The organism is Ignavibacteriota bacterium (genome assembly GCA_016713565.1).
GTDB lineage: Bacteria > Bacteroidota > Ignavibacteria > Ignavibacteriales > Melioribacteraceae.
The window spans coordinates 403849-429674 of sequence record JADJOX010000007.1 but is presented as its reverse complement, the minus strand read 5'-3'; the positions used below and the strand labels follow the sequence as shown (position 1 = coordinate 429674).

26 protein-coding genes, 4 tRNA genes and 1 pseudogene are annotated in these 25826 nt (G+C 33.4%); all 31 read left to right on the top strand.

All coding sequences use genetic code 11. The features are described from left to right. The first annotated feature begins 35 nt into the window (after nt 1-35). The 31 genes and pseudogenes from IPK06_09055 to rpsQ all read left to right on the top strand — a co-directional run bounded on the left by IPK06_09055 (nt 36) and on the right by rpsQ (nt 25817). Entirely contained in the window at nt 36-1274 is a 1239-nt protein-coding gene (locus IPK06_09055; protein MBK7980129.1) for an insulinase family protein, read from the top strand. A gap of 57 nt (nt 1275-1331) precedes the next feature. Further along, nucleotides 1332-2993 carry a T9SS type A sorting domain-containing protein gene (locus IPK06_09050; protein ID MBK7980128.1) on the top strand — a complete coding sequence of 554 codons (1662 nt, stop codon included), beginning with the start codon at nt 1332-1334 and terminating at the stop codon, nt 2991-2993. Between the two features lie 46 nt (nt 2994-3039). Next, the gene (locus IPK06_09045) at nt 3040-4581 is read left to right on the top strand and encodes a YifB family Mg chelatase-like AAA ATPase (GenBank protein ID MBK7980127.1); all 1542 of its coding nucleotides are present in this window, start codon (nt 3040-3042) and stop codon (nt 4579-4581) included. A 164-nt stretch (nt 4582-4745) separates the two neighbouring features. Beyond that, a tRNA-Tyr gene (locus IPK06_09040) sits at nt 4746-4829 on the top strand. 21 nt (nt 4830-4850) lie between these two features. Continuing rightward, nucleotides 4851-4923: transfer RNA gene (locus IPK06_09035), tRNA-Gly, on the top strand. 48 nt (nt 4924-4971) lie between these two features. Beyond that, nucleotides 4972-5044 (top strand) — tRNA-Thr (locus IPK06_09030). A gap of 43 nt (nt 5045-5087) precedes the next feature. Next, nucleotides 5088-5255 carry a 50S ribosomal protein L33 gene (rpmG, locus tag IPK06_09025; protein ID MBK7980126.1) on the top strand — a complete coding sequence of 56 codons (168 nt, stop codon included), beginning with the start codon at nt 5088-5090 and terminating at the stop codon, nt 5253-5255. A 1-nt stretch (nt 5256) separates the two neighbouring features. Further along, nucleotides 5257-5329, top strand: a tRNA-Trp gene (locus tag IPK06_09020). Between the two features lie 20 nt (nt 5330-5349). Then, nucleotides 5350-5532 carry a preprotein translocase subunit SecE gene (secE, locus tag IPK06_09015; GenBank protein MBK7980125.1) on the top strand — a complete coding sequence of 61 codons (183 nt, stop codon included), beginning with the start codon at nt 5350-5352 and terminating at the stop codon, nt 5530-5532. A gap of 2 nt (nt 5533-5534) precedes the next feature. Then, the gene (gene nusG, locus IPK06_09010; GenBank protein MBK7980124.1) at nt 5535-6080 is read left to right on the top strand and encodes a transcription termination/antitermination factor NusG; all 546 of its coding nucleotides are present in this window, start codon (nt 5535-5537) and stop codon (nt 6078-6080) included. A gap of 14 nt (nt 6081-6094) precedes the next feature. After that, nucleotides 6095-6516 (top strand): annotated as a pseudogene (gene rplK, locus IPK06_09005) (50S ribosomal protein L11). Between the two features lie 17 nt (nt 6517-6533). Next, nucleotides 6534-7235, top strand: a complete 702-nt coding sequence (locus IPK06_09000; GenBank protein ID MBK7980123.1) for a 50S ribosomal protein L1 — start codon at nt 6534-6536, stop codon at nt 7233-7235. Between the two features lie 74 nt (nt 7236-7309). After that, nucleotides 7310-7831 carry a 50S ribosomal protein L10 gene (locus IPK06_08995; GenBank protein ID MBK7980122.1) on the top strand — a complete coding sequence of 174 codons (522 nt, stop codon included), beginning with the start codon at nt 7310-7312 and terminating at the stop codon, nt 7829-7831. A 41-nt stretch (nt 7832-7872) separates the two neighbouring features. After that, the gene (gene rplL, locus IPK06_08990; GenBank protein ID MBK7980121.1) at nt 7873-8256 is read left to right on the top strand and encodes a 50S ribosomal protein L7/L12; all 384 of its coding nucleotides are present in this window, start codon (nt 7873-7875) and stop codon (nt 8254-8256) included. 114 nt (nt 8257-8370) lie between these two features. Next, a complete protein-coding gene (rpoB, locus tag IPK06_08985) occupies nt 8371-12147 on the top strand; it encodes a DNA-directed RNA polymerase subunit beta (protein MBK7980120.1) in 3777 nt (1258 codons plus the stop codon). A 37-nt stretch (nt 12148-12184) separates the two neighbouring features. Next, the gene (gene rpoC, locus IPK06_08980) at nt 12185-16423 is read left to right on the top strand and encodes a DNA-directed RNA polymerase subunit beta' (GenBank protein MBK7980119.1); all 4239 of its coding nucleotides are present in this window, start codon (nt 12185-12187) and stop codon (nt 16421-16423) included. A 109-nt stretch (nt 16424-16532) separates the two neighbouring features. After that, the gene (locus IPK06_08975) at nt 16533-16910 is read left to right on the top strand and encodes a 30S ribosomal protein S12 (protein MBK7980118.1); all 378 of its coding nucleotides are present in this window, start codon (nt 16533-16535) and stop codon (nt 16908-16910) included. A 3-nt stretch (nt 16911-16913) separates the two neighbouring features. Further along, the gene (gene rpsG, locus IPK06_08970) at nt 16914-17381 is read left to right on the top strand and encodes a 30S ribosomal protein S7 (GenBank protein MBK7980117.1); all 468 of its coding nucleotides are present in this window, start codon (nt 16914-16916) and stop codon (nt 17379-17381) included. Nucleotides 17382-17399: 18 nt separating this feature from the next. After that, nucleotides 17400-19499, top strand: a complete 2100-nt coding sequence (gene fusA / locus IPK06_08965) for an elongation factor G (protein ID MBK7980116.1) — start codon at nt 17400-17402, stop codon at nt 19497-19499. A 39-nt stretch (nt 19500-19538) separates the two neighbouring features. Continuing rightward, nucleotides 19539-20747, top strand: a complete 1209-nt coding sequence (gene tuf, locus IPK06_08960; protein MBK7980115.1) for an elongation factor Tu — start codon at nt 19539-19541, stop codon at nt 20745-20747. A 59-nt stretch (nt 20748-20806) separates the two neighbouring features. After that, nucleotides 20807-21115: a 30S ribosomal protein S10 gene (rpsJ, locus tag IPK06_08955; GenBank protein MBK7980114.1), complete on the top strand. Its 309-nt coding sequence runs from the start codon at nt 20807-20809 to the stop codon at nt 21113-21115. Between the two features lie 12 nt (nt 21116-21127). Beyond that, nucleotides 21128-21751, top strand: coding sequence for a 50S ribosomal protein L3 (gene rplC / locus IPK06_08950; GenBank protein ID MBK7980113.1), 624 nt, complete (start codon nt 21128-21130; stop codon nt 21749-21751). Between the two features lie 14 nt (nt 21752-21765). Beyond that, a complete protein-coding gene (gene rplD, locus IPK06_08945) occupies nt 21766-22392 on the top strand; it encodes a 50S ribosomal protein L4 (protein MBK7980112.1) in 627 nt (208 codons plus the stop codon). A 15-nt stretch (nt 22393-22407) separates the two neighbouring features. Then, nucleotides 22408-22701: a 50S ribosomal protein L23 gene (gene rplW, locus IPK06_08940; protein MBK7980111.1), complete on the top strand. Its 294-nt coding sequence runs from the start codon at nt 22408-22410 to the stop codon at nt 22699-22701. A gap of 23 nt (nt 22702-22724) precedes the next feature. Next, nucleotides 22725-23552 (top strand): 50S ribosomal protein L2, encoded by an 828-nt coding sequence (gene rplB, locus IPK06_08935; protein MBK7980110.1) that lies wholly within the window; start codon nt 22725-22727, stop codon nt 23550-23552. Between the two features lie 8 nt (nt 23553-23560). Then, the gene (rpsS, locus tag IPK06_08930) at nt 23561-23851 is read left to right on the top strand and encodes a 30S ribosomal protein S19 (protein MBK7980109.1); all 291 of its coding nucleotides are present in this window, start codon (nt 23561-23563) and stop codon (nt 23849-23851) included. Nucleotides 23852-23868: 17 nt separating this feature from the next. After that, the gene (gene rplV / locus IPK06_08925; GenBank protein ID MBK7980108.1) at nt 23869-24228 is read left to right on the top strand and encodes a 50S ribosomal protein L22; all 360 of its coding nucleotides are present in this window, start codon (nt 23869-23871) and stop codon (nt 24226-24228) included. Then, a complete protein-coding gene (rpsC, locus tag IPK06_08920) occupies nt 24229-24870 on the top strand; it encodes a 30S ribosomal protein S3 (protein ID MBK7980107.1) in 642 nt (213 codons plus the stop codon). It abuts the gene before it with no gap. 21 nt (nt 24871-24891) lie between these two features. Next, nucleotides 24892-25308 (top strand): 50S ribosomal protein L16, encoded by a 417-nt coding sequence (gene rplP, locus IPK06_08915; protein MBK7980106.1) that lies wholly within the window; start codon nt 24892-24894, stop codon nt 25306-25308. An 18-nt stretch (nt 25309-25326) separates the two neighbouring features. After that, a complete protein-coding gene (gene rpmC, locus IPK06_08910; protein MBK7980105.1) occupies nt 25327-25533 on the top strand; it encodes a 50S ribosomal protein L29 in 207 nt (68 codons plus the stop codon). A 26-nt stretch (nt 25534-25559) separates the two neighbouring features. Further along, entirely contained in the window at nt 25560-25817 is a 258-nt protein-coding gene (gene rpsQ, locus IPK06_08905) for a 30S ribosomal protein S17 (GenBank protein ID MBK7980104.1), read from the top strand. Nucleotides 25818-25826 lie beyond the last annotated feature (9 nt).

The window sequence follows — 25826 nt, the reverse complement described above, 5'->3', positions numbered from 1 at the left end:
CGGCTTCAATGTATATAACTATAAAGAGGAAATTATTGAATATTTATAACGTTACCAAATTATCCAACGGAATTAGAATCGCTTCCGAAAAAATTGAACACGTAAATTCTTTTTCTTTAGGTTTTTGGTTTAATGTTGGTTCAAGAGATGAAACAAAAGATACGAATGGAATTAGTCACCTTATAGAACATATGTTTTTTAAAGGTACCAAAAAACGAAGCGCGAGCCGAATATCCAAGGATATTGAATCTCTCGGTGGTTATTTAAATGCCTTTACATCAAAAGAACATACTTGCTTTTACGGACGGGGAATGACTAAAAATATTGAAAAAACATTTTCAGTATTATCAGACATGATCCAAGATTCATTATTTCTTCCAAAAGAATTGGCGAAAGAATCGAAAGTAGTAATTGATGAATTATATGATATTGAAGATTCTCCCGAAGAATTGATTTTTGATAAGTTCGAAACAAATATTTTTGCGGGAAATAAATTGGAGTTCCCGATTATTGGAACAGAAGAAAACATTTCCAAATTTAAACAAAACGATTTACTTAAATATATTGATGAACATTACTCAATTAATAATTTTTATATTATTGCTTCGGGAAATATTGATCATGAACAGCTTATTAAACTAACAAATAAATATATTTATAAGTTAAAATCCGGAAAAAGGAAAATAAGAAAGTCATTTAATCCTAAAAAAGTAAATGATCTTTTTGTCCAAAAAGATATTAACCAGGCACACTTAATTTTTGGCGGAATTACTTATGGATATGTAAATACAGACAGAGCAATAAGTAATCTGATAACTAACATTTTAGGTGAAGGCAGCAGTTCAAGATTATTTTTAAGTCTGCGTGAAAGAAATGGAATCGCATATCAAATAAATTCATTTATGAATTCCTTTTACGATATATCTACATTTGGAGTTTATTTTTCAACGAATGAAAGTTCATTGAAAAAAGCCAAAAAGATAGTCGAAATTGAATTTGATAAATTGCTTCAAAAAGGCGTAACTGATAAAGAACTGCAGAGCGCAAAAGAATATATTAAAGGTCATGTTCAAATGAGTTTGGAAAGTACATCCAACAGAATGATGAGAATGGGAAATTCTTTAATGTATTTTGACAAAATAAAAACTCTTGAAGAATCTATCGCGGAAATTGACGCCGTTTCAAAAAATGATATTTTGAACTATTCTCAAATTTTACTAAATCCCGAAAATTTATCTTCGGTCCTCATATCTTCTAAAAACATAAATATTTAATTAAAAGTAGATTTATAAATTGCTAATTATTAAATTTTATTAAGATTTTTTGTGCCTATGATAAAAATTTTACGTTTTTTTATTTTATTAAATATTTCCATACTTCAAATTTTTGGACAATCAGAACCATCGATGTTAAGAATTGATTATCCTGAATTTGTTGTTGCCGGAAATTCATTTGAAACTTCCGCTATTTTTAAGTTTAATGAAAAACCTCAAAACTCTATAAAGTTAAATTTCGGCAAATTAGATTATGTGGATATTTCTTTCGGCTATTTAATTTCTAACGATGTAAGAATTCCATTAAAATTGAGTTACTCGAACTCAAACCAAAATGATTTTTCTGTTTTAATAAACACAAAAAACAATCCTATAAAGGCAAATCTTCCTTATCAGATAGTTTTTGAATGTAAAATTTCCGGAAAAAGCACAATTAATGATGAAATAATTTTTTACAAAGGCAATATTGTTAAGAGCAGCAATTCATTTAAGAAAAAATTGCAAAATGAACATCCCTTAAATTTTTACGAAGTTCAAGAAGTTGCCGGAAATTGTCTTTCGTTAAGAAGTTCGACAAGTTTTGAAATAGATTTTATAAATACTGAAGAAGAAATTCCAATTTTATTTGAGTTTTGGATGAAAGCAAATTCAAAATCAGATAACATTTTTACAATTAAAAATTTATCTAATAATTACAATTTATTTGAACTAAGTAAAAGCGATCTAGGATTTGCTTCAACTGTTTATGATAAAAACGATATTGCGAAAAATGATATTTTCATTCCTAATTCAACTTGGAATTATTTTGTTATTGAAATAAGCAAAAAAAATGGAGGAGTTAAAGTTAACTCATACATTAATTCAAAGCTTATGATTTCTAAATTTATTCCGAATATTAAATTCAAAGAGACTTATGCATTCAAATTTGAAAATCAAAATTCAGTTAATGTATTGGAAATTGATAGAATAAGATTATCAAAATTTAACAATAGTCTTAGTGAAGCATTTGACAATAAACATTTTCTTAATTACGACGCGGACAGTTCTAACTTTATTTTAAAATTAAATTTTGATAGTAGTTCGGAAATAACCAACAATAATAAAAATTCTCAATATAAAATTCAAACAACCGCTTATGATTTTAAAAGATCTACCGCGCCGATTTTTTCCAAATCACCCAAATTAACCGTTACAATAGGTTCATCATATAATTCAATAGTTTGGTACGTTCAGGAATATTATGTTGCAAAAGAATTTATCGTTGAGAAATCCACAAATAAAAGCGGTTTTAAAAGTATTTATAAAATAATGGCTGATGATGATCCCCTTAAGATTTATTATTATACTGATGATCTGTTATTGCAAAATGACGTTGCGTTTTACAGAGTGAAACAAATAAACAAAGACGGTACGGAAGTCTATTCGGGTGAAGTAAAAATCGGAAATAAAAACATAGAGGAATTTAAATTAAAGCAGAATTATCCAAATCCATTTAACCCTGTTACAACCATTTATGTTGATGTTGTAATTCCCTCTGAATTTGAAGTTAATGTTTTTGATTTGGTAGGCAATAAAATTGCACAATTGCACAAAGGTTATTTAACAAAAGGTTTGCACTCATTTGAATTTAAAGCAGTAAATTTGCCTTCCGGAATATATTTTTATGAAGTAAAATCTGCTCAAACTCATGCCGCAAAAAAAATGATATTGGCAAAATAAATCTAAATTGTATAAATTTAAATTTTAACAATATCAAACTGACAAAATGTTATCTAAAGTATTTTCAGCCGCTACATACGGAATTGACGCTTTTATTTTGGAAGTGGAAACAAATTGTGAAAAGCAAATTCCTTCTTTTACAATTGTAGGCTTACCCGATAACGCGGTTAAAGAAAGCAGAGAAAGAGTTTCTGCTGCAATAAAAAACAGCGGATTTGAATTTCCGTTGAAAAAAATCACAATTAACCTTGCTCCTGCAGATATAAAAAAAGAAGGCAGTTCTTTTGATCTACCGATTGCGGTTGGTTTACTTGCCGCTTTCGGCAGCATAAATGATGAAGAAAAAATTACTTCTTCAATAATTTTAGGCGAATTGGCTTTGGATGGTACACTTCGCAGAATAAAAGGAGGACTTTCAATTGCGGTTGAAGCAAAAAAAAGAGGCTTTAAAAATTTAATTGTTCCTTTAGATTCAGTTAAGGAATGTTCAATTGTTAATGATCTGGATGTTTATGGTTTTAATAGCCTAACGGAAGTTGTAGAATTTTTAAATTCCGAAAAAAAATTTGAACCGGTAAAAACTAATTTAGATGAAATATTCTCTGAAGTAAATTCATATCATTTAGATTTTTCTGATGTGAAAGGGCAGCAAAATGTAAAAAGGGCATTAGAGATTGCCGCTGCCGGCGGACATAATATTTTAATGATCGGACCTCCCGGTTCAGGTAAAACAATGCTCGCAAAAAGATTTCCTACAATTCTACCTCCCCTAACATTTGAAGAGGCTTTGGAAACGACAAAAATACATTCAATTGCTGGAATTCTGTCAAAAGAAAAAGCACTCATTACCGAAAGACCGTTCAGAAGCCCGCATCATACGGTTTCCGATGCTGCATTAATTGGTGGAGGATCATTTCCCAAACCAGGTGAAGTTTCATTTGCCCATCATGGAGTTTTATTTTTAGATGAATTACCCGAATTTAAAAAAAATGTTTTAGAAGTACTGCGCCAGCCATTAGAAGATTCAAATGTTACAATTAGCAGATCAAAAATGTCTTTGGAATTTCCGGCAAATGTAACGTTGGTCGCGGCTATGAATCCTTGCCCGTGCGGATATTTCACTGATCCAAATAAGGAATGTACATGTAATACGGGTATGATTCAAAAATATATGTCAAAAATCTCAGGTCCATTATTAGATAGAATTGATATACACATTGAAGTCCCCGCAGTAAAGTATAAAGAATTGTCATCTGATGATAATGGCGAAAAATCCACAAAAATTAGAGAACGTGTTGTAGACGCGCGGAAAAAACAAAATCAAAGATTTGAATCCAATAGTTTTATTTTTAATAATGCTGATATGGGATCAAAAGAAGTCAGAAAATATTGCAATTTGGATGAAAGCGGAGCAAATCTGTTGAAAATGGCAATGACCAAATTAGGTCTATCGGCAAGAGCATATGATAGGATTTTGAAAGTAAGCAGAACAATCGCGGATATTGAAGGATCAGAAAACATTTTAGCTAATCACGTTAGCGAGGCAATTCAGTACAGAAGTTTAGACAGGGAATTATGGAATCATTAGCAAAGAAATATCAAATTTTACAAAAAAATTGGGCAAAAATAAAAATTATTATGAAATTTTATCAATTTTTAGAAAAAAATAGTATTTTCTTTTGGCAGAATTCTTGCTTTTTAAAAAAAGGAATCATAAGTTTATAGACTTGAAAAAAATGTACTGATGAATTTGGGCGGACGCCGGAGTTGGAGAGCCGGGGCGGACTGTAAATCCGTTGGCGAACGCCTTTGGGGGTTCGAATCCCTCGCCGCCCACTTTTCCCCATTATTTTTTAAGCGGGGGTAACTCAATTGGCAGAGTCACAGCCTTCCAAGCTGTTGGTTGCGAGTTCGAACCTCGTCCCCCGCTCAAGCGATCTGGGGATTTTTGTTTTTTAAATTTTCTCTACTTTTTCAAGCTGACGTAGCTCAGTTGGTAGAGCACATCCTTGGTAAGGATGAGGTCACCGGTTCAATCCCGGTCGTCAGCTCTACAGACAAAAATTTGTATAAGTAGTTATTTTTGAGGAAAAAATGGCAAAGACTAAAAATGCTAGACAAAATATTATTTTAGAAAGTACAGCTAAAACCGGATACAGATATACCACCACAAAGAATAAAAGAAATCATCCCGGTCGTGTTGAATTTAAAAAATATGACCCTGTTGTTAGAAAACATGTAATTTTCAAGGAAACTAAATAATACGTCAGTGGCTCAATTGGTAGAGCAGCGGTCTCCAAAACCGCAGGCTGGGGGTTCGAGTCCCTCCTGACGTGCAACCAAATAAAATTGCGATATGAAAGAGAAAATAATAGAGTTTTTCAACGGTGTAGTTAAAGAAATGAAAAAAGTTACTTGGCCGACTCAGCAAGAGTTGAAAGAGTCAACCACAATTGTAATCGTTGTTTGTTTGATCATAGCATTGTTTACTTATATTGTTGATATGGGTGTTATTAAGTTATTTCAAGGGATATTTTAGTATTGGAAAATACGAACTCAAAATGGTACGTTGTTAGAACTTTTTCCGGACATGAGAACAAAGTAAAATCTATAATCGATTTAGAATTAGCTGATAATTCTGAGTTGAAAGCTAGAATTGAAGAAGTTCTTGTTCCTGTTGAAAAAGTTTTTGAAGTTAAAGACGGAAAGAAACGAACAAAAACAAAAAACTTTTTTCCTGGCTACATTCTAATTAAAGCCGAACTGGATAATAAGGTTTTAGATTTTATTTCAAATACTCCTTCCGTAATGGGATTTTTAGGAGGACAGAAAAAACCAAATCCTTTACAACCGGACGAAGTTAAAAGAATTGTAGGTAGAATTTCTAAGGATGAAGAAACTGAAAGAACAGACACCATTTTTAGATCTGGAGATTACGTTAAAATTATTGATGGTCCGTTTAATAACTTCTCTGGCGTTATTGAAGAAGTTAACGAAGATAGATTGAAAATTAAAGTATTAGTTTCAATATTTGGCAGAAAAACTCCTGTTGAAATTGATTTTGTTCAAGCAGAATTAGAAAAATAAATTAGGTTTAAAAAATGGCTAAGAAAATTGATAGTTATATTAAATTGCAGATCCCGGCTGGTGCGGCAAACCCTTCACCGCCTGTAGGACCAGCATTAGGTCAAAAAGGTGTTAATATCATGGAATTTTGTAAGCAGTTTAATGCAAGAACTGCTGATAAATCCGGGTTAATTATTCCTGTTGTTATTACTGTATTTTCCGATAAAAGTTTTACTTTTGTTACCAAAACTCCTCCCGCTGCAGTTTTATTGAAAAAAGCTGCAAAAATTGAAAGAGGATCTGCCGAACCAAATAAAACTAAAGTCGCAACTGTTACTGATGCTCAAGTACAGGAAATAGCAGAAACAAAAATGGCTGACCTTAATGCAAATGACGTTGAACATGCAAAAGTATGATCGCCGGTACGGCAAGAAGTATGGGTATAACAGTAAAATAATTAAACGTTGGACTACAATGAAAGTATCTAAAAGAGTAAAAAAAATAAAAGAAAATGTAAAAATTGCTAAAGAATATTCTTTGGAAGATGCCATTAAAGCTCTTAAAGAGGTTAGCAGTGTTAAGTTTACTGAATCTTTAGATTGTGCAATAAGACTTGGCGTTGATCCTAAGCATGCAGATCAAATGGTTAGAGGAACGGTTTCTCTGCCTCACGGTACAGGTAAAAAAGTAAGAGTACTTGTGATTACCAAAGAACCTAAAGCAAAAGAAGCTTTGGATGCAGGTGCAGAATATGCAGGGTTTGAAGAATATTTAGAAAAGATTAAAGAAGGTTGGACAGACGTTGATGTTATAATTGCCTCACCGGACGCTATGGCAGAATTGGGAAAATTGGGAAGAATTTTGGGCCCAAGAGGACTTATGCCGAACCCGAAAACTGGAACGGTAACACCTGATGTAGCAAAGGCTGTTAAGGAAGTAAAAGCCGGTAAAATTGATTTTAGAGTTGATAAAACTGGAATTGTACACGCATCATTAGGCAAATTATCATTTACTGAAGATCAGCTAGTTGATAATGTAAAAGAATTTTTAAAAACAATTATTAAGCTAAAACCATCATCGGCAAAAGGAACTTATGTTAAGAGTTTATTCTTAAGTAGTACTATGGGTCCCGGACTTCAAATTGCAAAAGATGAAGTATTAGCAAATTATAAATAAGAATTACGCACTCAAAAAATAGATATAAACAATCGCTTCATTGTTTATTTTTGAATTATTGAATTAGGTAAAAGATGGATAAGAATCAAAAACTAGAAAGCATGTCCGAAATTTCAAATCTATTAGAAAAGTCGACTGCAATGTACCTCGTTGATTATTCCGGGGTAAACGTGGAAGACATAAATCATCTTAGACGAGAATTTCGAAAAGAAAACGTAACATACAAAGTATTTAAAAATACATTTGTAAAACGTGTTCTTAAAGAAAAAGGCGGATATGAAAAATTCGAACCGCTTTTAATTGGAATGATAGGGATTGCTTTTGCAAGTGATAACTATGTTGCTCCGGCAAAAATCATTAAAAAATATAGCAAAGATAAGAACAAATTTTCGTTCAAAGGATGTTATATTGAAACACAGTTTTATGGTGCAGAACAATTAGAAAATCTTGCATCCATGCCGACAAAAGAAGAAACTATGGCTTCTATTATTGGAAGTATAGCTGCTCCTGCATCCGGTATTGTTGGCGCAATTAACGCAGTATTAAGAGATTTAGTCAGCGTTGTTGACGAAATAAGCAAGAAAAAAGCTGCATAATTATTTGAAATTAAAGATAGAAATCGATAGGAGATAAAAAAATGTCTGAGAAAATAGCTGAAATTGTTGAAAAAATTAAAGCACTTACATTAGTAGAAGCATCAGAATTAAAGAAAGCATTGGAAGATGAATTTGGAGTTACAGCTGCTGCTCCAATGATGATGGCAGCCGGTGCTGCTCCAGCTGGTGATGCGGCTGCTGTGGTTGAAGAAAAAACCGAATTTAATGTTGTATTAACAGGTTTTGGCGATAAAAAAATTAATGTTATTAAAGTTGTTAGAGCTCATACCGGACTTGGATTAAAAGAAGCTAAAGATTTAGTTGAAGCTGTACCAGGTGTGGTAAAAGAAGGTGTTTCAAAAGATGAAGCTGAAAAAATTAAGAAAGAACTGGAAGAATCAGGTGCAACTGTTGAGCTTAAGTAAAATTTCTTAACAAATTATTCCAAAATATTCGAAGTGGTAATGTGGAAAATCGCATTACCACTTTCGTGCATTTAAAAACAAATTTTTAGTTTAATTCTTTTGAGAGGTATCGGCTTGGAGAAACACAAAATTAACAAGAAAAATAATCGTATAACATTTGCCTCCATTGCTCCTACGGTTGAAATTCCCGATTTATTAAATGTTCAATTAGATTCATTTGAAGAGTTTCTGCAATTGGGTATTCCTTCTGAAAAAAGAGAGAACAAAGGGTTGCAGGCAACATTTATTTCAAATTTTCCGATTTTTGACAATAAAGAATTTTATCGTCTTGATTTTATCAGTTATAATATAGAGAAACCAAGATATTCCATTAATGAATGTGAAGAAAGAGGTTTAACTTATGCTGCGCCGTTAAAAGCTAAGCTAAGATTATCAACAAAAGACGATGAAACAGAGGAATATGTAAATTCAGTAGAACAAGACGTTTATTTGGGCAATTTACCATTTTTAACCGAAAGCGGAACATTTATCATAAATGGTGCTGAACGTGTAATTGTAAGCCAATTACATAGGTCACCTGGCGTTGCTTTTTCTCAATCAGTTCACCCTAATGGAACACCAATTTACTCTGCAAGAATTATTCCTTTCAGAGGTTCATGGGTTGAATTTGCAACTGATATAAATCATGTAATGTATGTTTATATTGATAGAAGGAAAAAATTTCCTGCAACAACATTGTTAAGAGCAATTAATTATACAACAGATGAAGAAATTCTAAACTTATTTAATCTTGTTGTTGAAACAAAAATTAGTGAACTGGATGAATCTTATGTTGGAAGATTATCCGCTGAAGATTTAATTGATACATCGACTGGTGAAATTTTTGTCGCTAAAGATGATGAATTAACCGAAGAAATTATAGAAAATCTAAAAGATTCAGGAATAAAAAATATTAAGTTGATTAATCTTGTTACTAATCAAGATCAAAATTTAGTTCTTAATACATTGAGAAAAGATACTTCCAAAACAAAAGAAGAAGCTCTTTTTGCTATTTATAGACAATTAAGATCCGGTGAAGCACCAGATATTGATACTGCTGAAGCTTTGATAGATAAATTATTTTTCAATGAAAAGAGATATGATTTAGGCGAAGTTGGCAGATTTAGAATGAATGATAAATTGAATTTAAATATAGCGCTTAACATTACCGTGCTTACACCAGAAGATATTGTTGCTATTATGGCGAGTATCATTAAACTAAAAAGCGGTAATGTAAATGTTGATGATATTGATCATTTGGGAAACAGAAGAGTAAGAACAGTTGGCGAGCAGTTAATGCAGCAATATAATGTTGGCTTGGCAAGAATGGCTCGTACAATTAAAGAACGTATGAATATGCGCGATACCGAAAACATGCAGCCTCAGGATTTGGTAAACGCTAGAACTATGAGCAGTGTTATTAATGCTTTTTTTGGCACCAACCAGCTTTCACAATTTATGGATCAAACAAATCCATTGTCCGAACTTACACATAAAAGAAGAGTTTCGGCTTTAGGTCCCGGTGGATTGACAAGAGAAAGAGCCGGATTTGAAGTCCGTGACGTTCATCATTCACATTATGGAAGATTATGTCCTATTGAAACTCCTGAAGGTCCGAATATTGGTCTTATATCTTCGTTGACAATTTATTCAAGAGTTAACAGTTATGGCTTTTTGGAAACACCATACAGAAAAGTTAAAGATGGTAAAGTTTCAAAAGAAGTTCATTATTTGAATGCTGATGAAGAAGATGCATTTACTATTGCTCAGGCTAATGCACCGATTACTGAGAAAGGCGAATTTGTAAATCCAAGAGTAAAATGCCGTTATAAAGGTGAATTTCCTGTTGTAGTTCCTGACCAAGTACACTTTATGGACGTTGCCCCTTCTCAAATAGTGAGCGCTGGTGCGGCTTTAATTCCATTCTTGGAACATGATGATGCTAACCGTGCGTTAATGGGTTCTAACATGCAGCGTCAAGCAGTTCCGTTATTGAAACCTCAAGCGCCAATTGTTGGTACTGGAATGGAGCAAATTGTAGCTCATGATTCAAGATCAGTTGTTGTAGCCGAAGATACCGGTACTGTTGATTATGTTGATGCAAAAAAAATTATTGTAAAATATGAAATTGACCCTGATAGTGAAGAAGCAATAACAAATTTTGATGATGAAAGAAGAATTGAATATATATTGACAAAGTTTACAGGTACTAACCAGGAAACTTGTTTTAACCAAATACCAGTTGTAAAGATTGGTCAAAAAGTTAAAAAAGGAGACGTTCTTGCTGATGGACCTGCAATTCAAGGTGGTGAACTTGCACTCGGCAGAAACGTATCAGTTGCGTTCATGCCTTGGAATGGATATAACTTTGAAGATGCTATCATTATAAGTGAAAAATTAGTTTCTGAAGACGCGTTTACTTCAGTACACATTGAAGAATTTGAACTTCAAGTAAGAGAAACAAAACGAGGTGAAGAAGAATTAACTCGTGATATTCCAAACGTGAGCGAAGAAGCAACAAGAAATTTGGATGAAAATGGAATTATTAGAGAAGGTGCAATTGTTCAAGAAGGCGAAATTCTAATTGGTAAAATTACACCTAAAGGTGAATCCGACCCAACGCCAGAAGAAAAACTGCTTAAAGCAATATTTGGTGATAAAGCCGGCGATGTAAAAGATGCATCATTGAAAGCGCCTCCCGGATTAAAAGGTATTGTAATTAAAACTCGTCTTTTCAGCAGAAAGAAAAAAGATGCAGAAGCAAAAAAGATAGAGAAAAAAGAAATTGAAATGCTCGAAAGAAAAAATCAAGACGCAACTGAGAATCATTACAATAAATTAGTTGCAAAACTTACTAAAATTGGTGAAGGTAAAACCACTATTGGTATTAGAGATCTTGATGGATCTGTAGTTCTTAGAAGTGGAACAGCAATTAAAGATTCTACTTTCCCGGGAATTGCTGATGTAGCAAAATTAGATTATACACAAGATTGGTATAAAGATACAAAAGACAATAAATTAGTTAAGAAAGTATTTGTAAATTATTTTAATGTGCTTTCAGATATAAATGAAGAATTTAAAAGAGAAAAAACAAATATCCAAAGCGGCGATGAATTACCTCCAGGAATTGTTCAATTAGCAAAAGTTTACGTTGCTAAAAAGAGAAAACTTTCAGTTGGTGATAAAATGGCCGGACGACACGGTAACAAAGGTGTTGTAGCTAAAATAGTACCTGTAGAGGATATGCCTTATCATGAAGATGGAACTCCTGTAGATATAGTTCTAAACCCTCTCGGCGTACCATCTCGTATGAACCTTGGTCAGCTTTATGAAACAGCCTTAGGCTGGGTTGGTAAAAGATTAGGTCTTAAATTTGAAACTCCGATTTTCGATGGAGCAAATTATACAGACGTTGACGAGTTTTTACAAAAAGCTAATTTACCTGTTGGAAGTAAGGCTACTCTTTGTGACGGAAGAACAGGCGAAAAATTTGACCAAAAAGTTACCTGCGGATTTATTTATATGCTAAAATTAGGTCATATGGTTGAAGACAAATTACACGCAAGATCAATTGGACCATATTCATTAATTACACAACAGCCACTTGGCGGTAAAGCACAATTCGGTGGTCAAAGATTTGGTGAAATGGAAGTTTGGGCGCTTGAAGGTTACGGCGCTGCTCATATCTTGCAGGAAATTTTGACTGTTAAGAGTGATGATGTTTCAGGTAGAGCAAAAACCTATGAAGCAATTGTTAAAGGTGAAAATTTAGGCAAACCAAATGTGCCTGAATCATTTAATGTGTTAATTAAAGAGCTTCAAGGTCTTGGCCTTGATATTAAAGTGAACTAATTAAAACTAATTATTTGTGTTTTAAGGAGAAAGTTTAATGAGATTTAGAAATCAAGAAGCTAAAATAAAGCATATTGATCAACTAACAGTAAGTTTAGCAAGTCCGGACGATATACTATCTCGTTCACATGGAGAAGTAACTAAACCGGAAACAATAAATTATAGATCGTTTAGACCCGAAAAAGATGGACTTTTCTGCGAGAAAATTTTTGGACCTGTTAAGGATTGGGAATGTGCTTGCGGAAAATATAAAGGTATTAGATATAAAGGAATAGTTTGCGATCGCTGCGGTGTTGAAGTAATTCTTAAAAGTGTTAGACGCGAAAGAATGGGTCATATTAGTCTTGCGGTTCCGGTTGTTCATATATGGTTTTTCAAATCATTGCCTTCCAAAATTGGAAATATTATTGGAATGAAAACTAAAGATTTAGAAAAAATCATTTATTACGAGTCATATGCCGTAATTAACCCCGGCGTAACAGGATTAAATCATAAGGATTTGATTTCTGAAGACCAATATTTTGAAATTCTTAATTCTTTACCGCATGATAATGATTCATTAGAAGATGATGATCCTAAGAAGTTTGTTGCAAAAATTGGTGGTGACGGAGTCAGACATTTGCTGCGAGGCGTGGATGTTGAAAAAACATTTAGAGAATTAAAAGCTGAGCTTAAAACCGAAACATCACAGCAAAAAAGTGCGGATATTTTAAAAAGACTAAGAGTTTTAGAAGCTTTTAGAGAATATGAAGGCAAAGTTCCAAATAAACCTGAATGGATGGTATTGAGTGTAATTCCTGTTATTCCTCCGGAATTAAGACCATTAGTTCCATTGGAAGGCGGAAGATTTGCTACAAGTGATCTAAATGATCTTTATAGAAGAGTTATTATTAGAAATAACCGTCTTAAGAGATTAATCGATATTAAAGCTCCAGAAGTGATTTTGCGAAATGAAAAAAGAATGCTTCAAGAATCAGTTGATGCTTTGTTCGATAATTCAAGACGTTCAAGCGCTGTAAGAAGCGATGGAAATCGTCCTTTAAAGTCCTTAAGCGATATGCTAAAAGGGAAACAAGGAAGATTTAGACAGAACCTTCTTGGTAAGAGAGTTGATTATTCGGGCCGTTCAGTTATTGTAGTTGGGCCTGAACTAAAACTGCACGAATGCGGTCTTCCTAAAGATATGGCGGTTGAATTATTTAAACCATTCATTATTAGAAAACTGCTTGATAGAGGATATTATAAAACGGTAAAAAGTGCTAGAAAAGCTGTTGATAGAAAAGAATCGATTGTATGGGATATTTTGGAAAAATTAATTGTTGGTCATCCAATATTATTAAACCGTGCTCCAACATTGCATAGACTTGGAATTCAAGCATTCCAGCCAAAATTAATAGATGGTAAAGCCATTCAGCTTCACCCTATGGTTTGTACTGCTTTCAATGCGGATTTTGATGGTGATCAAATGGCCGTGCATGTTCCGCTTTCTTATGAAGCTCAATTGGAAGCTTCAGTTTTAATGCTTTCAAGTCATAATATTTTATCTCCTCAAAACGGAAGTCCGATTGTTGTTCCAACGCAGGATATCGTTTTAGGATGTTACTATCTTACAAAAGTTAGAGCCGGAGCAAAAGGTGAAGGCTCAATGTATAGCAGTGAAAAAGAAGTAATTATTGCTTACAATGCCGGAGAATTGGATCTGCATGCAAAGATCAAATATAAATTTGACGGTAAGTTTATTGAAACAACAACCGGACGTGTAATCTTTAATCAAATTGTTCCAAAAGAAATGCAGTTTTTCAATGAATTATTGATTAAAAAAGTATTCAGCGGTTTTATTTATAAAATGTTTATTAGGTTAGGAAATGAAGTAACATCAAAATTCCTTGATAACTTGAAAGATTTAGGATTTAAGTATGCAACAAAAGCAGGAATTTCAATTAGCTTTAGCGATATGATTGTACCGGATGAAAAGAAAACTTTGATAAATGATTCTAATAAAAAAGTTACATCTATTTTAGATGAACATGAACAAGGTTTGATAACTGATGCTGAAAGATATAATAAAATTATCGACGTTTGGACGCATACTACAAACGATGTAAGTAAATTGTTGATGGAAAAAATCAAAGTAGATCAGCATGGATTTAATTCTCTTCATATGATGGTTGATTCCGGTGCGAGAGGTTCTCAAGAACAGGTTCGTCAGTTGGCTGGAATGAGAGGTTTGATGATGAAACCTCAAAAAAGCTTAACGGGGCAGTCTGGTGAAATTATTGAAAATCCAATTGTAGCAAATTTTAAAGAAGGACTATCCGTTCTCGAGTACTTTATTTCTACCCACGGAGCTAGAAAAGGTTTGGCAGATACTGCATTAAAAACTGCTGACGCGGGTTATTTGACAAGAAGACTTTGCGACGTAGCTCAAGACGTTATTATTTCTGAACTAGATTGCGGTACTATTAGAGGCGTTTATGTTTCAGCATTAAAAGATGTTGAACTTGAACGAGAACCATTAGCAGAAAGAATTATTGGTAGAACAACTCAAGAAGATGTTTATGATCCCAAAACGGATGAATTGTTGATTGAAGCTGGCGAATTAATTTCTGAAGAAATAGCTGAAAAAATAGATGAAGCAAACATTGATTCTGTATATATAAGAACTGTATTAACATGTGAATCTAAACGCGGTGTTTGTGCAAAATGTTACGGAAGAAATTTAACAACGGGAAATATTGCCGATATCGGCGAAGCTGTTGGAATAGTTGCGGCTCAGTCAATCGGTGAACCGGGTACCCAGCTTACATTAAGAACTTTCCACCTTGGCGGTACTTCATCACGTATTGCAAGTCAATCGCAAGTTGAATCAAGTGTTGATGGAAAAGTTCAATTTGATAGAATTAGTTACGTTGAAAAGCAAGATTTTAGAGGAGTTGTTAAAGTTGTTACCGGTCGTAGAGGCTCAATCGGAATTTACGATGATGATAACCGTCAAATAAAGAAATATGATATTCCGTACGGTTCAGAACTGCTCGTTAATGAAGGTCAAGTTGTTAAGAAAAGAGTAGCTCTGTACAATCACGATCCGTATAATGCTGTAATTTTGACTGACGTTGCCGGTAGAGTTTCTTTTTCAGATTTTGTAGATAACATTACAATACAGCAGGTTGCCGATGAACAAACCGGTCACGTTCAAAAAGTTGTAATCGAGTCAAAGGATAAAAATTTAACACCAAGTATTAAAATTACTGCTGAAGACGGAAGTGAAAAGTTATTTAACTTACCGACCAATGCATATTTGGCAATAGATGAAGGTGAAAAAGTTGAAGCCGGTACAATATTGGCAAAAATTTCTAAATCAACTTCAAAATCAAGAGATATCACAGGCGGTTTACCAAGAGTAACAGAACTTTTCGAAGCAAGAAGTCCGCATGATCCGGCAGTAGTTTCGGAAATTGAAGGTATTGTAAAATTCGGAGCAAGAAAAAAAGGATCAAGAGAAATAATAGTAGAATCTTTTGACGGATCTATTCAAAAAGTTTATAATGTTTCTTATGGAAAACATATTTTGGTTCAAGAAGGCGATGAAATACCTGCAGGTGAAAAAATTACCGATGGTCCAATTGATCCGCATGATATTTTGAAAATTAAAGGAACAAATGCGGTTCAGGAATATTTAGTAAATGAAATTCAGGACGTTTACAGGCTTCAGGGTGTTAAAATCAATGATAAGCACATTGAAGTTATAGTAAAACAAATGTTGCAGAAACTGCAAGTTATTTCTTCAGGTGATACATTGTTTATTGAAGAAGATTTAGTCAACAGAATCAAATTTATTGAAGAAAATGATAAAGTGAAATCTATGGTTGTTGTAGAGAATCCTGGTGATTCAAGTTTAATGACTGGCGATTTATTAACAAAGAGTAAATTAAGAGAATTAAATACGGAATTAACGCGTAAAGACAAAGGTAAAATAGAAATAAGAGAAGCTGAACCAGCTACATTTGGAAATATTTTATTAGGAATTACGCAAGCAGCATTATCAACAGAAAGCTTCTTATCAGCGGCATCTTTCCAAGAAACAACCAAAGTGCTCACAAATGCTGCAATTTCTGCTAAAGTCGATACTTTAGGTGGATTAAAAGAAAATGTTATCATGGGTCATATTATACCTGCAGGAACCGGATTGAAGAAATACGATAATATTATTCTAACAGTTGAACAAGAAAATATTGAAACAGAAAACACGGTGGAAAAAGAGCAATTAGAAGTGTAAAATTATTTAAAAATATATAAAAATAATACAATATCCCTTGCTAATACCAAGGGATATTTTTATATTTTGAATCTGAATTTTTTATAAGTGCATAGCAAATGGAGGATAAGTGCCAACAATAAGTCAGTTGGTTAGAAAAGGTAGAACACAAATTCTTGCAAAAAATAAGGCACCAGCATTAAATGCCTGTCCACAAAAACGCGGAGTTTGCACAAGAGTATATACAACTACTCCTAAAAAACCAAATTCTGCATTAAGAAAAGTTGCAAGAGTAAGATTAACAAATGGTAACGAAGTTACAGCATATATTCCTGGAGAAGGACACAATTTACAAGAACATTCAATCGTTCTTATTAGAGGCGGAAGAATTAAAGATTTACCTGGAGTAAGATACCACATTATTCGTGGAGCACTGGATACAAGCGGTGTTGATGAAAGAAAAAAAGGAAGATCAAAATACGGTACTAAAAAACCAAAAGCGAAATAAACTATGAGAAAAAGACGCGCAGAAAAAAGATACATTAAACCAGATCCTAAGTATAATGATTTATTGGTTGCTAAATTTATTAATTACATTATGTGGGATGGTAAAAAAACTGTTGCCCGAAAAGTTGTATATGGAAGTTTTGAACTATTAGAAGAAAAGACAAAAAAACCTGCTTTGGAAGTTTTTAAGAAAGCGGTATCAAATGTTCAACCTTATGTTGAGGTTAGAAGTAGAAGAGTTGGTGGTGCAACTTATCAGGTTCCTATGGAAGTTAGACCTGAACGAAGAGTTGCTTTAGCATTCAGATGGTTGAAAAATTATTCAAGAGATAGAAAAGACAAAACAATGACAGCAAAATTAGCTGCCGAATTATTAGCAGCCTCTAATGGTGAAGGTTCTGCTGTAAAGAAAAAAGAAGATGTTCATAGAATGGCTGATGCAAATAAAGCATTTGCACATTTCAAATGGTAAAGGATAAATAAAGATTAAATGGCTGCAAAAAGAGTAGAAATATCGAAAGTTAGAAATATTGGCATCATGGCTCACATTGACGCCGGTAAAACTACAACAACAGAAAGAATACTATACTATACCGGTAGAGTTCATAAAATTGGAGAAGTACATGATGGCGCTGCAACAATGGACTGGATGGAGCAGGAAAAAGAACGTGGTATTACTATAACAAGTGCCGCGACTTCAACAGAATGGAGAGGGCATCAAATTAATATTATTGATACACCTGGCCACGTAGATTTTACAGTTGAAGTTGAAAGATCATTAAGAGTTTTAGATGGAGCTATTGCTTTGTTCTGTGCCGTTGGAGGTGTTGAACCGCAATCAGAAACTGTATGGAGACAAGCTGATAAATACAAAGTACCCAGAATAGCATTTGTTAATAAAATGGATAGAGTCGGTGCAGATTTTTATCATGCGGTTGATATGATGAAAGAAAGGCTGGGAGCTAATGCAGTTCCAATCGCTCTGCCAATTGGCGAAGGAGATTTGTTCGCTGGAGTTATTGATTTGGTAGCAATGAAAGCCAGAATGTATAATGAGGATACTTTAGGTGCAACATTTGAAGATATTGAAATACCTACCGATTTAATGGGTATGACAAATAAATATAGAACTTTAATGCTTGAAGCAGTTTCAGACGTTGATGATTCATTGCTTGAAAAATATCTTGAAGGAAAAGAAATTACTGAAACTGAAATTAAAAATGTTTTAAGACGCGCTACAATTGAATTAAAGATAATTCCAGTATTATGTGGTTCATCTTTTAAAAATAAAGGAGTTCAAAAATTGTTAGATACGGTGGTTGACTTTTTACCATCACCAATTGATACTCCGGAAATAGTTGCGCATCATATGCATAAAGATGATAAAGTTGTAAGAAAAGTTGATGAAAAATCGAAATTTACTGCTCTGGCTTTTAAAATAATGACTGATCCTTATGTTGGAAAGTTAACATTTATAAGAGTTTATACAGGTATATTAAAAGCCGGATCATATGTATATAATTCTGTAAGTGATAGAAAAGAAAGAGTTGGTAGAATTTTAGAAATGCATGCAAATCATAGAGTAGATATTGACGAAGTAAGAGCCGGTGACATCGCTGCATTTGTTGGACTTAAAAATACAAGAACCGGAGATACATTATGCTCTGAAGATGATCCGGTTATGCTTGAAAAAATGGCATTTCCTGAACCTGTAATTCAAATTGCCATTGAACCAAAAACAAAAGCCGATCAAGATAAATTATCGGAAGCATTGCAAAAATTATCAGATGAAGATCCAACATTTAAAGTTAATGTTGATGATGAAACAAACCAGACTCTTATTAGCGGTATGGGCGAGTTGCATTTGGAAATTCTAGTTGACAGAATGAAAAGAGAATTTAAGGTTGATGCAAATGTTGGTAAACCGCAAGTAGCTTATAGAGAAACAATTTCTTCTACTGTTCAGGCAGAAGGTAAATTTGTAAAACAAAGCGGCGGTAGAGGTAAATACGGTCACGTTTGGCTCGAAGTTTCACCTAATGAAGCCGGAAAAGGTTTTGAATTTGAAAACGCTATTGTTGGTGGTGTTGTACCAAAAGAATATATAAATCCTGTTCTTAATGGTGTACAAGAAGCAATGAAAAATGGTGTATTAGCTGGTTATCAAGTAGTGGATGTTAAAGTTAAATTGTTTGATGGTTCTTATCATGATGTGGATTCTGATGAAATTTCTTTCAAAGTTGCCGGATCCATGGGATTTAAGGCCGCCGCGAAAAAAGCAAATCCAGTAATTCTTGAACCATTAATGAGTGTTGAAGTAACAACACCTGAAGAATATTTGGGTGATGTAATGGGCGATCTTAATTCAAGACGAGGGAAAATAGAAGGATTTATATCCAGAAAAGATGCCCAAGTTATTAAAGCAACTGCTCCTTTGGCCGAAATGTTTGGATATGCAACAACAGTTAGATCAATGACTCAAGGAAGAGCAATTTATACGATGCAATTTTCAAGATATTCTGAAGTGCCTAAATCGGTTGCTCAAGAAATTATAGAAAAAACACAATCAAAAAAAAATACTGCAAGTTAATATAAATTTAGAAAAGAGAAAACAACAAGGAGAGAATCAATGGCAAAAGAAAAATTTGATAGGAGTAAGCCTCACGTCAATATTGGTACTATAGGACATGTTGATCATGGAAAAACTACTCTTACAGCTGCAATTACAATGTCTTTATCAAAAAAAGGTCTTTCAGAAAAAAGAACTTTTGACAGTATTGATAATGCACCTGAAGAAAGAGAAAGGGGTATTACAATTGCAACTGCTCACGTTGAATATTCAACCGCAAATAGACACTATGCACATGTTGATTGTCCTGGTCACGCAGATTATGTAAAGAACATGATCACCGGTGCCGCTCAAATGGACGGAGCAATTCTTGTTGTAGCTGCTACTGATGGACCTATGCCGCAAACTAGAGAACATATTCTATTAGCTCGCCAAGTTGGTGTACCGAAAATTGTTGTTTTTATGAATAAAGTAGACATGGTAGATGACCCAGAATTAATTGATTTAGTTGAAATGGAATTAAGAGAACTTTTGACACAATATGAATTCCCTGGTGATGATATTCCTATTATTAAAGGTTCTGCATTAAAAGCTTTAGAGGCTTCAAGTGACGATTCAATTCCAGCTACAGATGAAAGAATGAATTGTATTTGGGAACTTATGGACGCAGTTGACTCTTATGTTCCAATACCTGCAAGAGACGTTGATAAACCTTTCATTATGCCTGTTGAAGATGTTTTCTCTATTACAGGTAGAGGTACAGTTGCTACCGGAAGAGTTGAAAGAGGACAAGTTAGATTAGGTGAAGAAGTTGAATTGATTGGTCTAGGCGTTCACAAGAAAACAGTTGTTACCGGTATTGAAATGTTCAGAAAAGAATTAGATGCTGCAATGGCTGGTGATAATGCCGGTATTTTAATGCGCGGTGTTGATAAAAATGAAATTCAAAGAGGTATGGTTTTAGCTAAAACTGGTTCAATTACTCCTCATAAAATTTTTGAAGGCGAAGTTTATATTCTTTCAAAAGAAGAAGGTGGAAGACATACTCCTTTCTTTAACGGTTATAGACCTCAATTTTATTTCAGAACCACTGACGTAACAGGAGTTGCTACATTACCTGAAGGAACTGAAATGGTTATGCCTGGCGATAAAGTAAACTTGAAAGTTGAATTAATTACTGAAATTGCTATGGATGAAGGTTTAAGATTCGCTATTCGTGAAGGCGGCAGAACAGTTGGTGCTGGATTAGTAACAAAAATTTATCAATAATAAATATTATTAAATTTGGCTTGGATAAAAAATTCAAGCCAAGTTAAAATGGAGACAAAGTGGCTGGACAAAAAATTAGAATAAGATTAAAATCATATGATCATATTTTGATTGATAAATCTACGGATAAAATTATTAAAACTGTTAAAAGTACGGGTGCGGTTGTTTCTGGTCCAATTCCTCTTCCAACCGATAGAACAATATATACAGTTTTAAGATCGCCACACGTTGATAAAAAATCTAGAGATCAGTTTGAAATTAGATCTCATAAAAGAATAATTGATATTCATAACTCAAATAATAAAACCGTCGATTCTTTAAGTAAATTAGATATACCGGCGGGAGTAGATATAGAGATTAAGTTATAATAGGAAATTAAAATGCCAGGTTTGTTAGGAAAAAAAATTGGAATGACTAATGTCTTTAGTCAAGATGGTAACTTTTTACCTGTTACAGTTCTTGAGGTTGGTCCTTGTAAAATATTCGCAAAAAAGACTATTGAAAAAGACGGTTATAAGTCAATTCAAATTGGATTTGGAAAAAGAAAAATAAAAAATATTGCAAATGCACAAAAAGTATTTTATGCAAAAATTGATGCTGAGCCTGTTCAAATTTTAAGAGAATTTAAGAATTACTCTAATATCGATGAATTAAATATTGGCGATGAACTTAACACTACCTTGTTTAACGAAGGAGATAAAGTTACTGTTACAGGCTATACCAAAGGAAAAGGTTTTCAAGGTGTAATGAAAAGACATGGATTTGGCGGTGTTGGCGGAACAACTCACGGACAAAGCGACAGATTAAGAGCTCCCGGTTCAATTGGCGCAAGCTCGTTCCCTTCAAGAGTATTTAAGGGACAAAGAATGGCCGGTAGAACTGGAAACAGCAAAAAAACTTTGAAAAGCGTTAAGATTATAAAAATTATTTCAGATAAAAATTTAATTTTGGTAAAAGGTTCAATTCCTGGTGCAATTAACTCTCTAATAGAAATTAATAAGTAATTTTTGGTATTCAGATGAATTTAGATGTTTATAAAATAGATGGCTCAAAAACTGGTGAACAAATCAGTTTGAATGATAATATTTTCGCAATTGAGCCTAACGATCATGTTATTTACTTATCGGTAAAGGCGCATCTTGCTAACAAGAGACAAGGAACTCACAAAGCTAAAGAAAGAAGTGAAGTAAACGGCGGAGGTAAAAAACCTTGGAAACAAAAAGGAAGAGGCGGTGCTCGTGCCGGTTCATCTAGATCACCTTTATGGGTTGGCGGCGGTTCAATATTTGGACCTAAACCAAGAAATTATTCACAGTCAGTAAACAAAAAAGTGAATAAATTGGCGAGAAAATCAGCATTGTCTTACAAAGCCAAAGCTGAACAAATTATTATTGTCGAAGATTTCAATTTTGATGCTCCAAAGACAAAAGAATTTTTAACTATTTTGAAATCTTTGAATGTAAACGGCAAAAAAACATTACTACTTACTAACGATAATTTGGAAAACGTTTATAAGTCAGGTAGAAATTTAAATAAAGTTCAGATTTTAGAAGCAATAAATGCATCAACATACGATCTTTTGAACAATCAGATTTTATTGGTTCAAAAAGGCGCTATTGAAAAAATAGAAAAGATTTTAAATTAAAAATTTTGGTAAAAAATGAGAAACGTACTTATAAGACCTTTAATAACAGAAAAGATGAACGCTTTAACCGAAGAGAAAAAACAATACGGTTTTGTTGTAAATGTTAATGCAAATAAAATTGAAATTGCCAAAGCAATTAAAACAAAATTTAATGTTGATGTTGAAAAAGTAAATACAATTAAATACAAAGGTAAAAGAAAAACTCAATTTACCAGAAAAGGTAGATTTGAAGGCAGAACTGCAGAATATAAAAAAGCAATTATAACTTTAAAAGAAGGTCAAACTATTGATTTGTTTGGTGAAGCATAGTTTAGTATCGGAGTAACTTAATAATGGCTATTAGAAAATATAAACCAAATACACCAGGAACAAGATTTATGTCGGTTTCCAATTTTGAGGAAATCACAAAAACCAGTCCGGAAAAATCTTTAACTTCTTCGTTAAATAAATCTGGAGGAAGAAATAATCTTGGTAGAGTAACATCACGTCATATTGGTGGCGGACATAAAAGAAAATATAGAATAATTGATTTTAAGCGCGATAAAGATGGAATTCCTGCAAAAGTATTTTCAATAGAATATGATCCGAATAGATCTGCAAGAATTGCTTTGCTGCATTACATTGATGGCGAAAAAAGATATATCTTAGCTCCAAATGGTTTAACTGTTGGAAGCACCGTACAATCGGGTGAAGGCAGCGAAATTAGAATTGGCAATGCGTTAAAATTAAAAGACCTTCCATTAGGTAGTGTTATTCATAATGTTGAATTGAAACCTGGAAAAGGTGGTCAGCTCGGAAGATCGGCTGGTGCAGAAATTCAATTGACTGCTAGAGAAGGAAATTACGCTCAGTTAAAAATGCCTTCCGGCGAAATTAGATTGGTAAGCGTTGAATGTAAAGCTACCTATGGTACTGTTGGAAATTCATCGCATGAGAATATTAGTCTTGGTAAAGCAGGAAGAACAAGATGGCTTGGAAGAAGATCAAAAGTTAGAGGTGTTGCCATGAACCCAGTAGATCATCCAATGGGCGGTGGTGAAGGAAAAACTTCAGGCGGCGGTCATCCGGTTTCACCATGGGGACAAAAAGCTAAGGGTTTGAAAACTAGAAAAGTTGTAAATAGTTCAAATAAATTTATTATAAAAAGAAGAAAAAGCTAGAGTAAACTATGCCAAGATCGGTTAAAAAAGGTCCATTTATTGACTTAAAATTACTTGCAAAAGTTCAAACAATGAATCAATCCGGACAAAAGAAAATCATCAAAACTTGGTCTCGATCAAGTACAATTTCTCCAGAGTTTGTTGGTCATACAATAGCAGTACACAATGGAAATAAGATGATTCCTGTTTATATATCTGAAAATATGGTTGGACATAAGTTGGGTGAATTTTCTCCAACAAGAATATTTAGAGGTCACCCGGGAACTAAAGCTGAAAAAGCTTCAAAAATGAAAAAATAGGTTTGAGGAAAATTTTAATGGAAGCAAAAGCTACGCACAAATACATTGGCACATCGCCAAGAAAGATGAGATTAGTAATTGATCTTATTCGAGGAAAATCTGTTGATAAGGCAATTGAATTATTGCATTTCAATCCGAAGCATCCTTCAAAAGATGCCGAAAAGGTATTAAGATCAGCTATATCAAACTTATTTAATAAAGATGAGCAGTCTAAACATGAACCGAGTGATTTATATGTTAAAGAAGCTTATGTAAATGAAGGACCTTCAATTAAGAGAATTTTACCGGCTCCTATGGGTAGAGCTTACAGAAAAATAAAAAGATCTAATCACGTTACAATTGTTGTAGCTTTAAAAAATCAAGTGCAGGAGGGTTAATTGGGTCAGAAAACAAATCCAATAGGTCTAAGGGTAGGAAAAATTCGTGGTTGGGAATCGAACTGGTATGAAAGTAAAAGCTACGCTTCCAAATTAAAGGAAGATAAAGAAATAAGATCATATATAAAACAGAGATTAACAAAAGCTGGTGTTTCGAGAATTATTATTAGTAGAACTTCAAAAAATGTTATTCTTACTATACACACTTCAAGACCTGGAGTTGTGATTGGTAAAAGCGGTAAAGAAATTTCGCAGTTAGAACAAGAATTGAAAAAAGTTATAAATAAAGATGTTAAAGTTCAGATAAATGAGATTAAGAGACCAGAATTAGATGCTTATTTGGTGGGAGAAAATATTGCGACACAATTAAAAGGAAGAGTTTCTTTTAGAAGAGCAATGAAACAAGCTATTACTTCATCTATGAGAATGGGTGCCGAAGGAATAAGAGTAATGTGTTCTGGAAGATTGGGTGGTGCTGAAATGGCTCGTACAGAGCAATATAAAGAAGGAAGAATTCCTTTGCATACAATTAGAGCAGATATTGATTATGCTTCAACAACTGCTCATACAATTTACGGCGCAATTGGAGTTAAAGTTTGGATTTGTCGCGGTGAAATTTTAGGTAAAAGAGTAACCGAATAAGATAATTAGGAGTTTTATTTTATGTTAATGCCAAAAAGAGTAAAATTTAGAAAAGCCCAACGCAATAAAATGAAGGGAAAAGCAACCAGAGGCGCTCGTGTAGCTTTTGGAGATATGGGCTTAAAAGCACTTGAACCGGCTTGGATAACAAGCAGACAGATAGAAGCATGCAGAATTGCAATAACTAGAAAAATGAAAAGAGACGGAAAAGTGTGGATTAAAATTTTTCCAACAAAACCAGTTTCTAAAAAACCTCTTGAAACAAGCATGGGTAAAGGTAAAGGCGCTCCTGAATTTTGGGTTGCACCAGTTGAACCCGGTAGAATTATGTTTGAAGTTGGCGGCGTTTCAAAAGAATTAGCTATTGAAGCATTAAGTGTTGCATCACATAAATTGCCAATAAAAACAAAAGTTGTTTCTAGACCAGATTTTGAATAAATGTAAGGCGTATATAAAATGAAAATGTATGAAATAGCTGAAATGTCTGAAGAAGAAATAGTAAAAAGAATCAAAGAAGAAGAAAATAATTTAGTTGATTTAAAGTTCCAACATGAGCTTAAAAATTTAACAAATACATCTAAATTAAAATCTGTAAAAAAAGACATTGCAAAAATGAAAACTCTCTTAAGAGAAAGACAACTAAAAGCATCAGAAAAAAAATAAAATAATTAGGGAGTAATTTTTAATAAATGGAAAATCGCAATTTAAGAAAAACAAAAGTTGGAATAGTTGTCAGTTCTAAAATGGACAAAAGCATTATTGTTTCAATGGAAAGAAAAGTTGCTCATCCACTTTACAAGAAATATTTTAAGAAAACTGCGAAGTATATGGCTCATGATGAAAAAAATGAATGCGGAATTGGTGATACAGTAAAAATAATGGAAACAAGACCATTAAGTAAGAAAAAAAAATGGCGTCTAGTAGAAATAATTGAAAAAGCTAAATAAGGTTTGTAT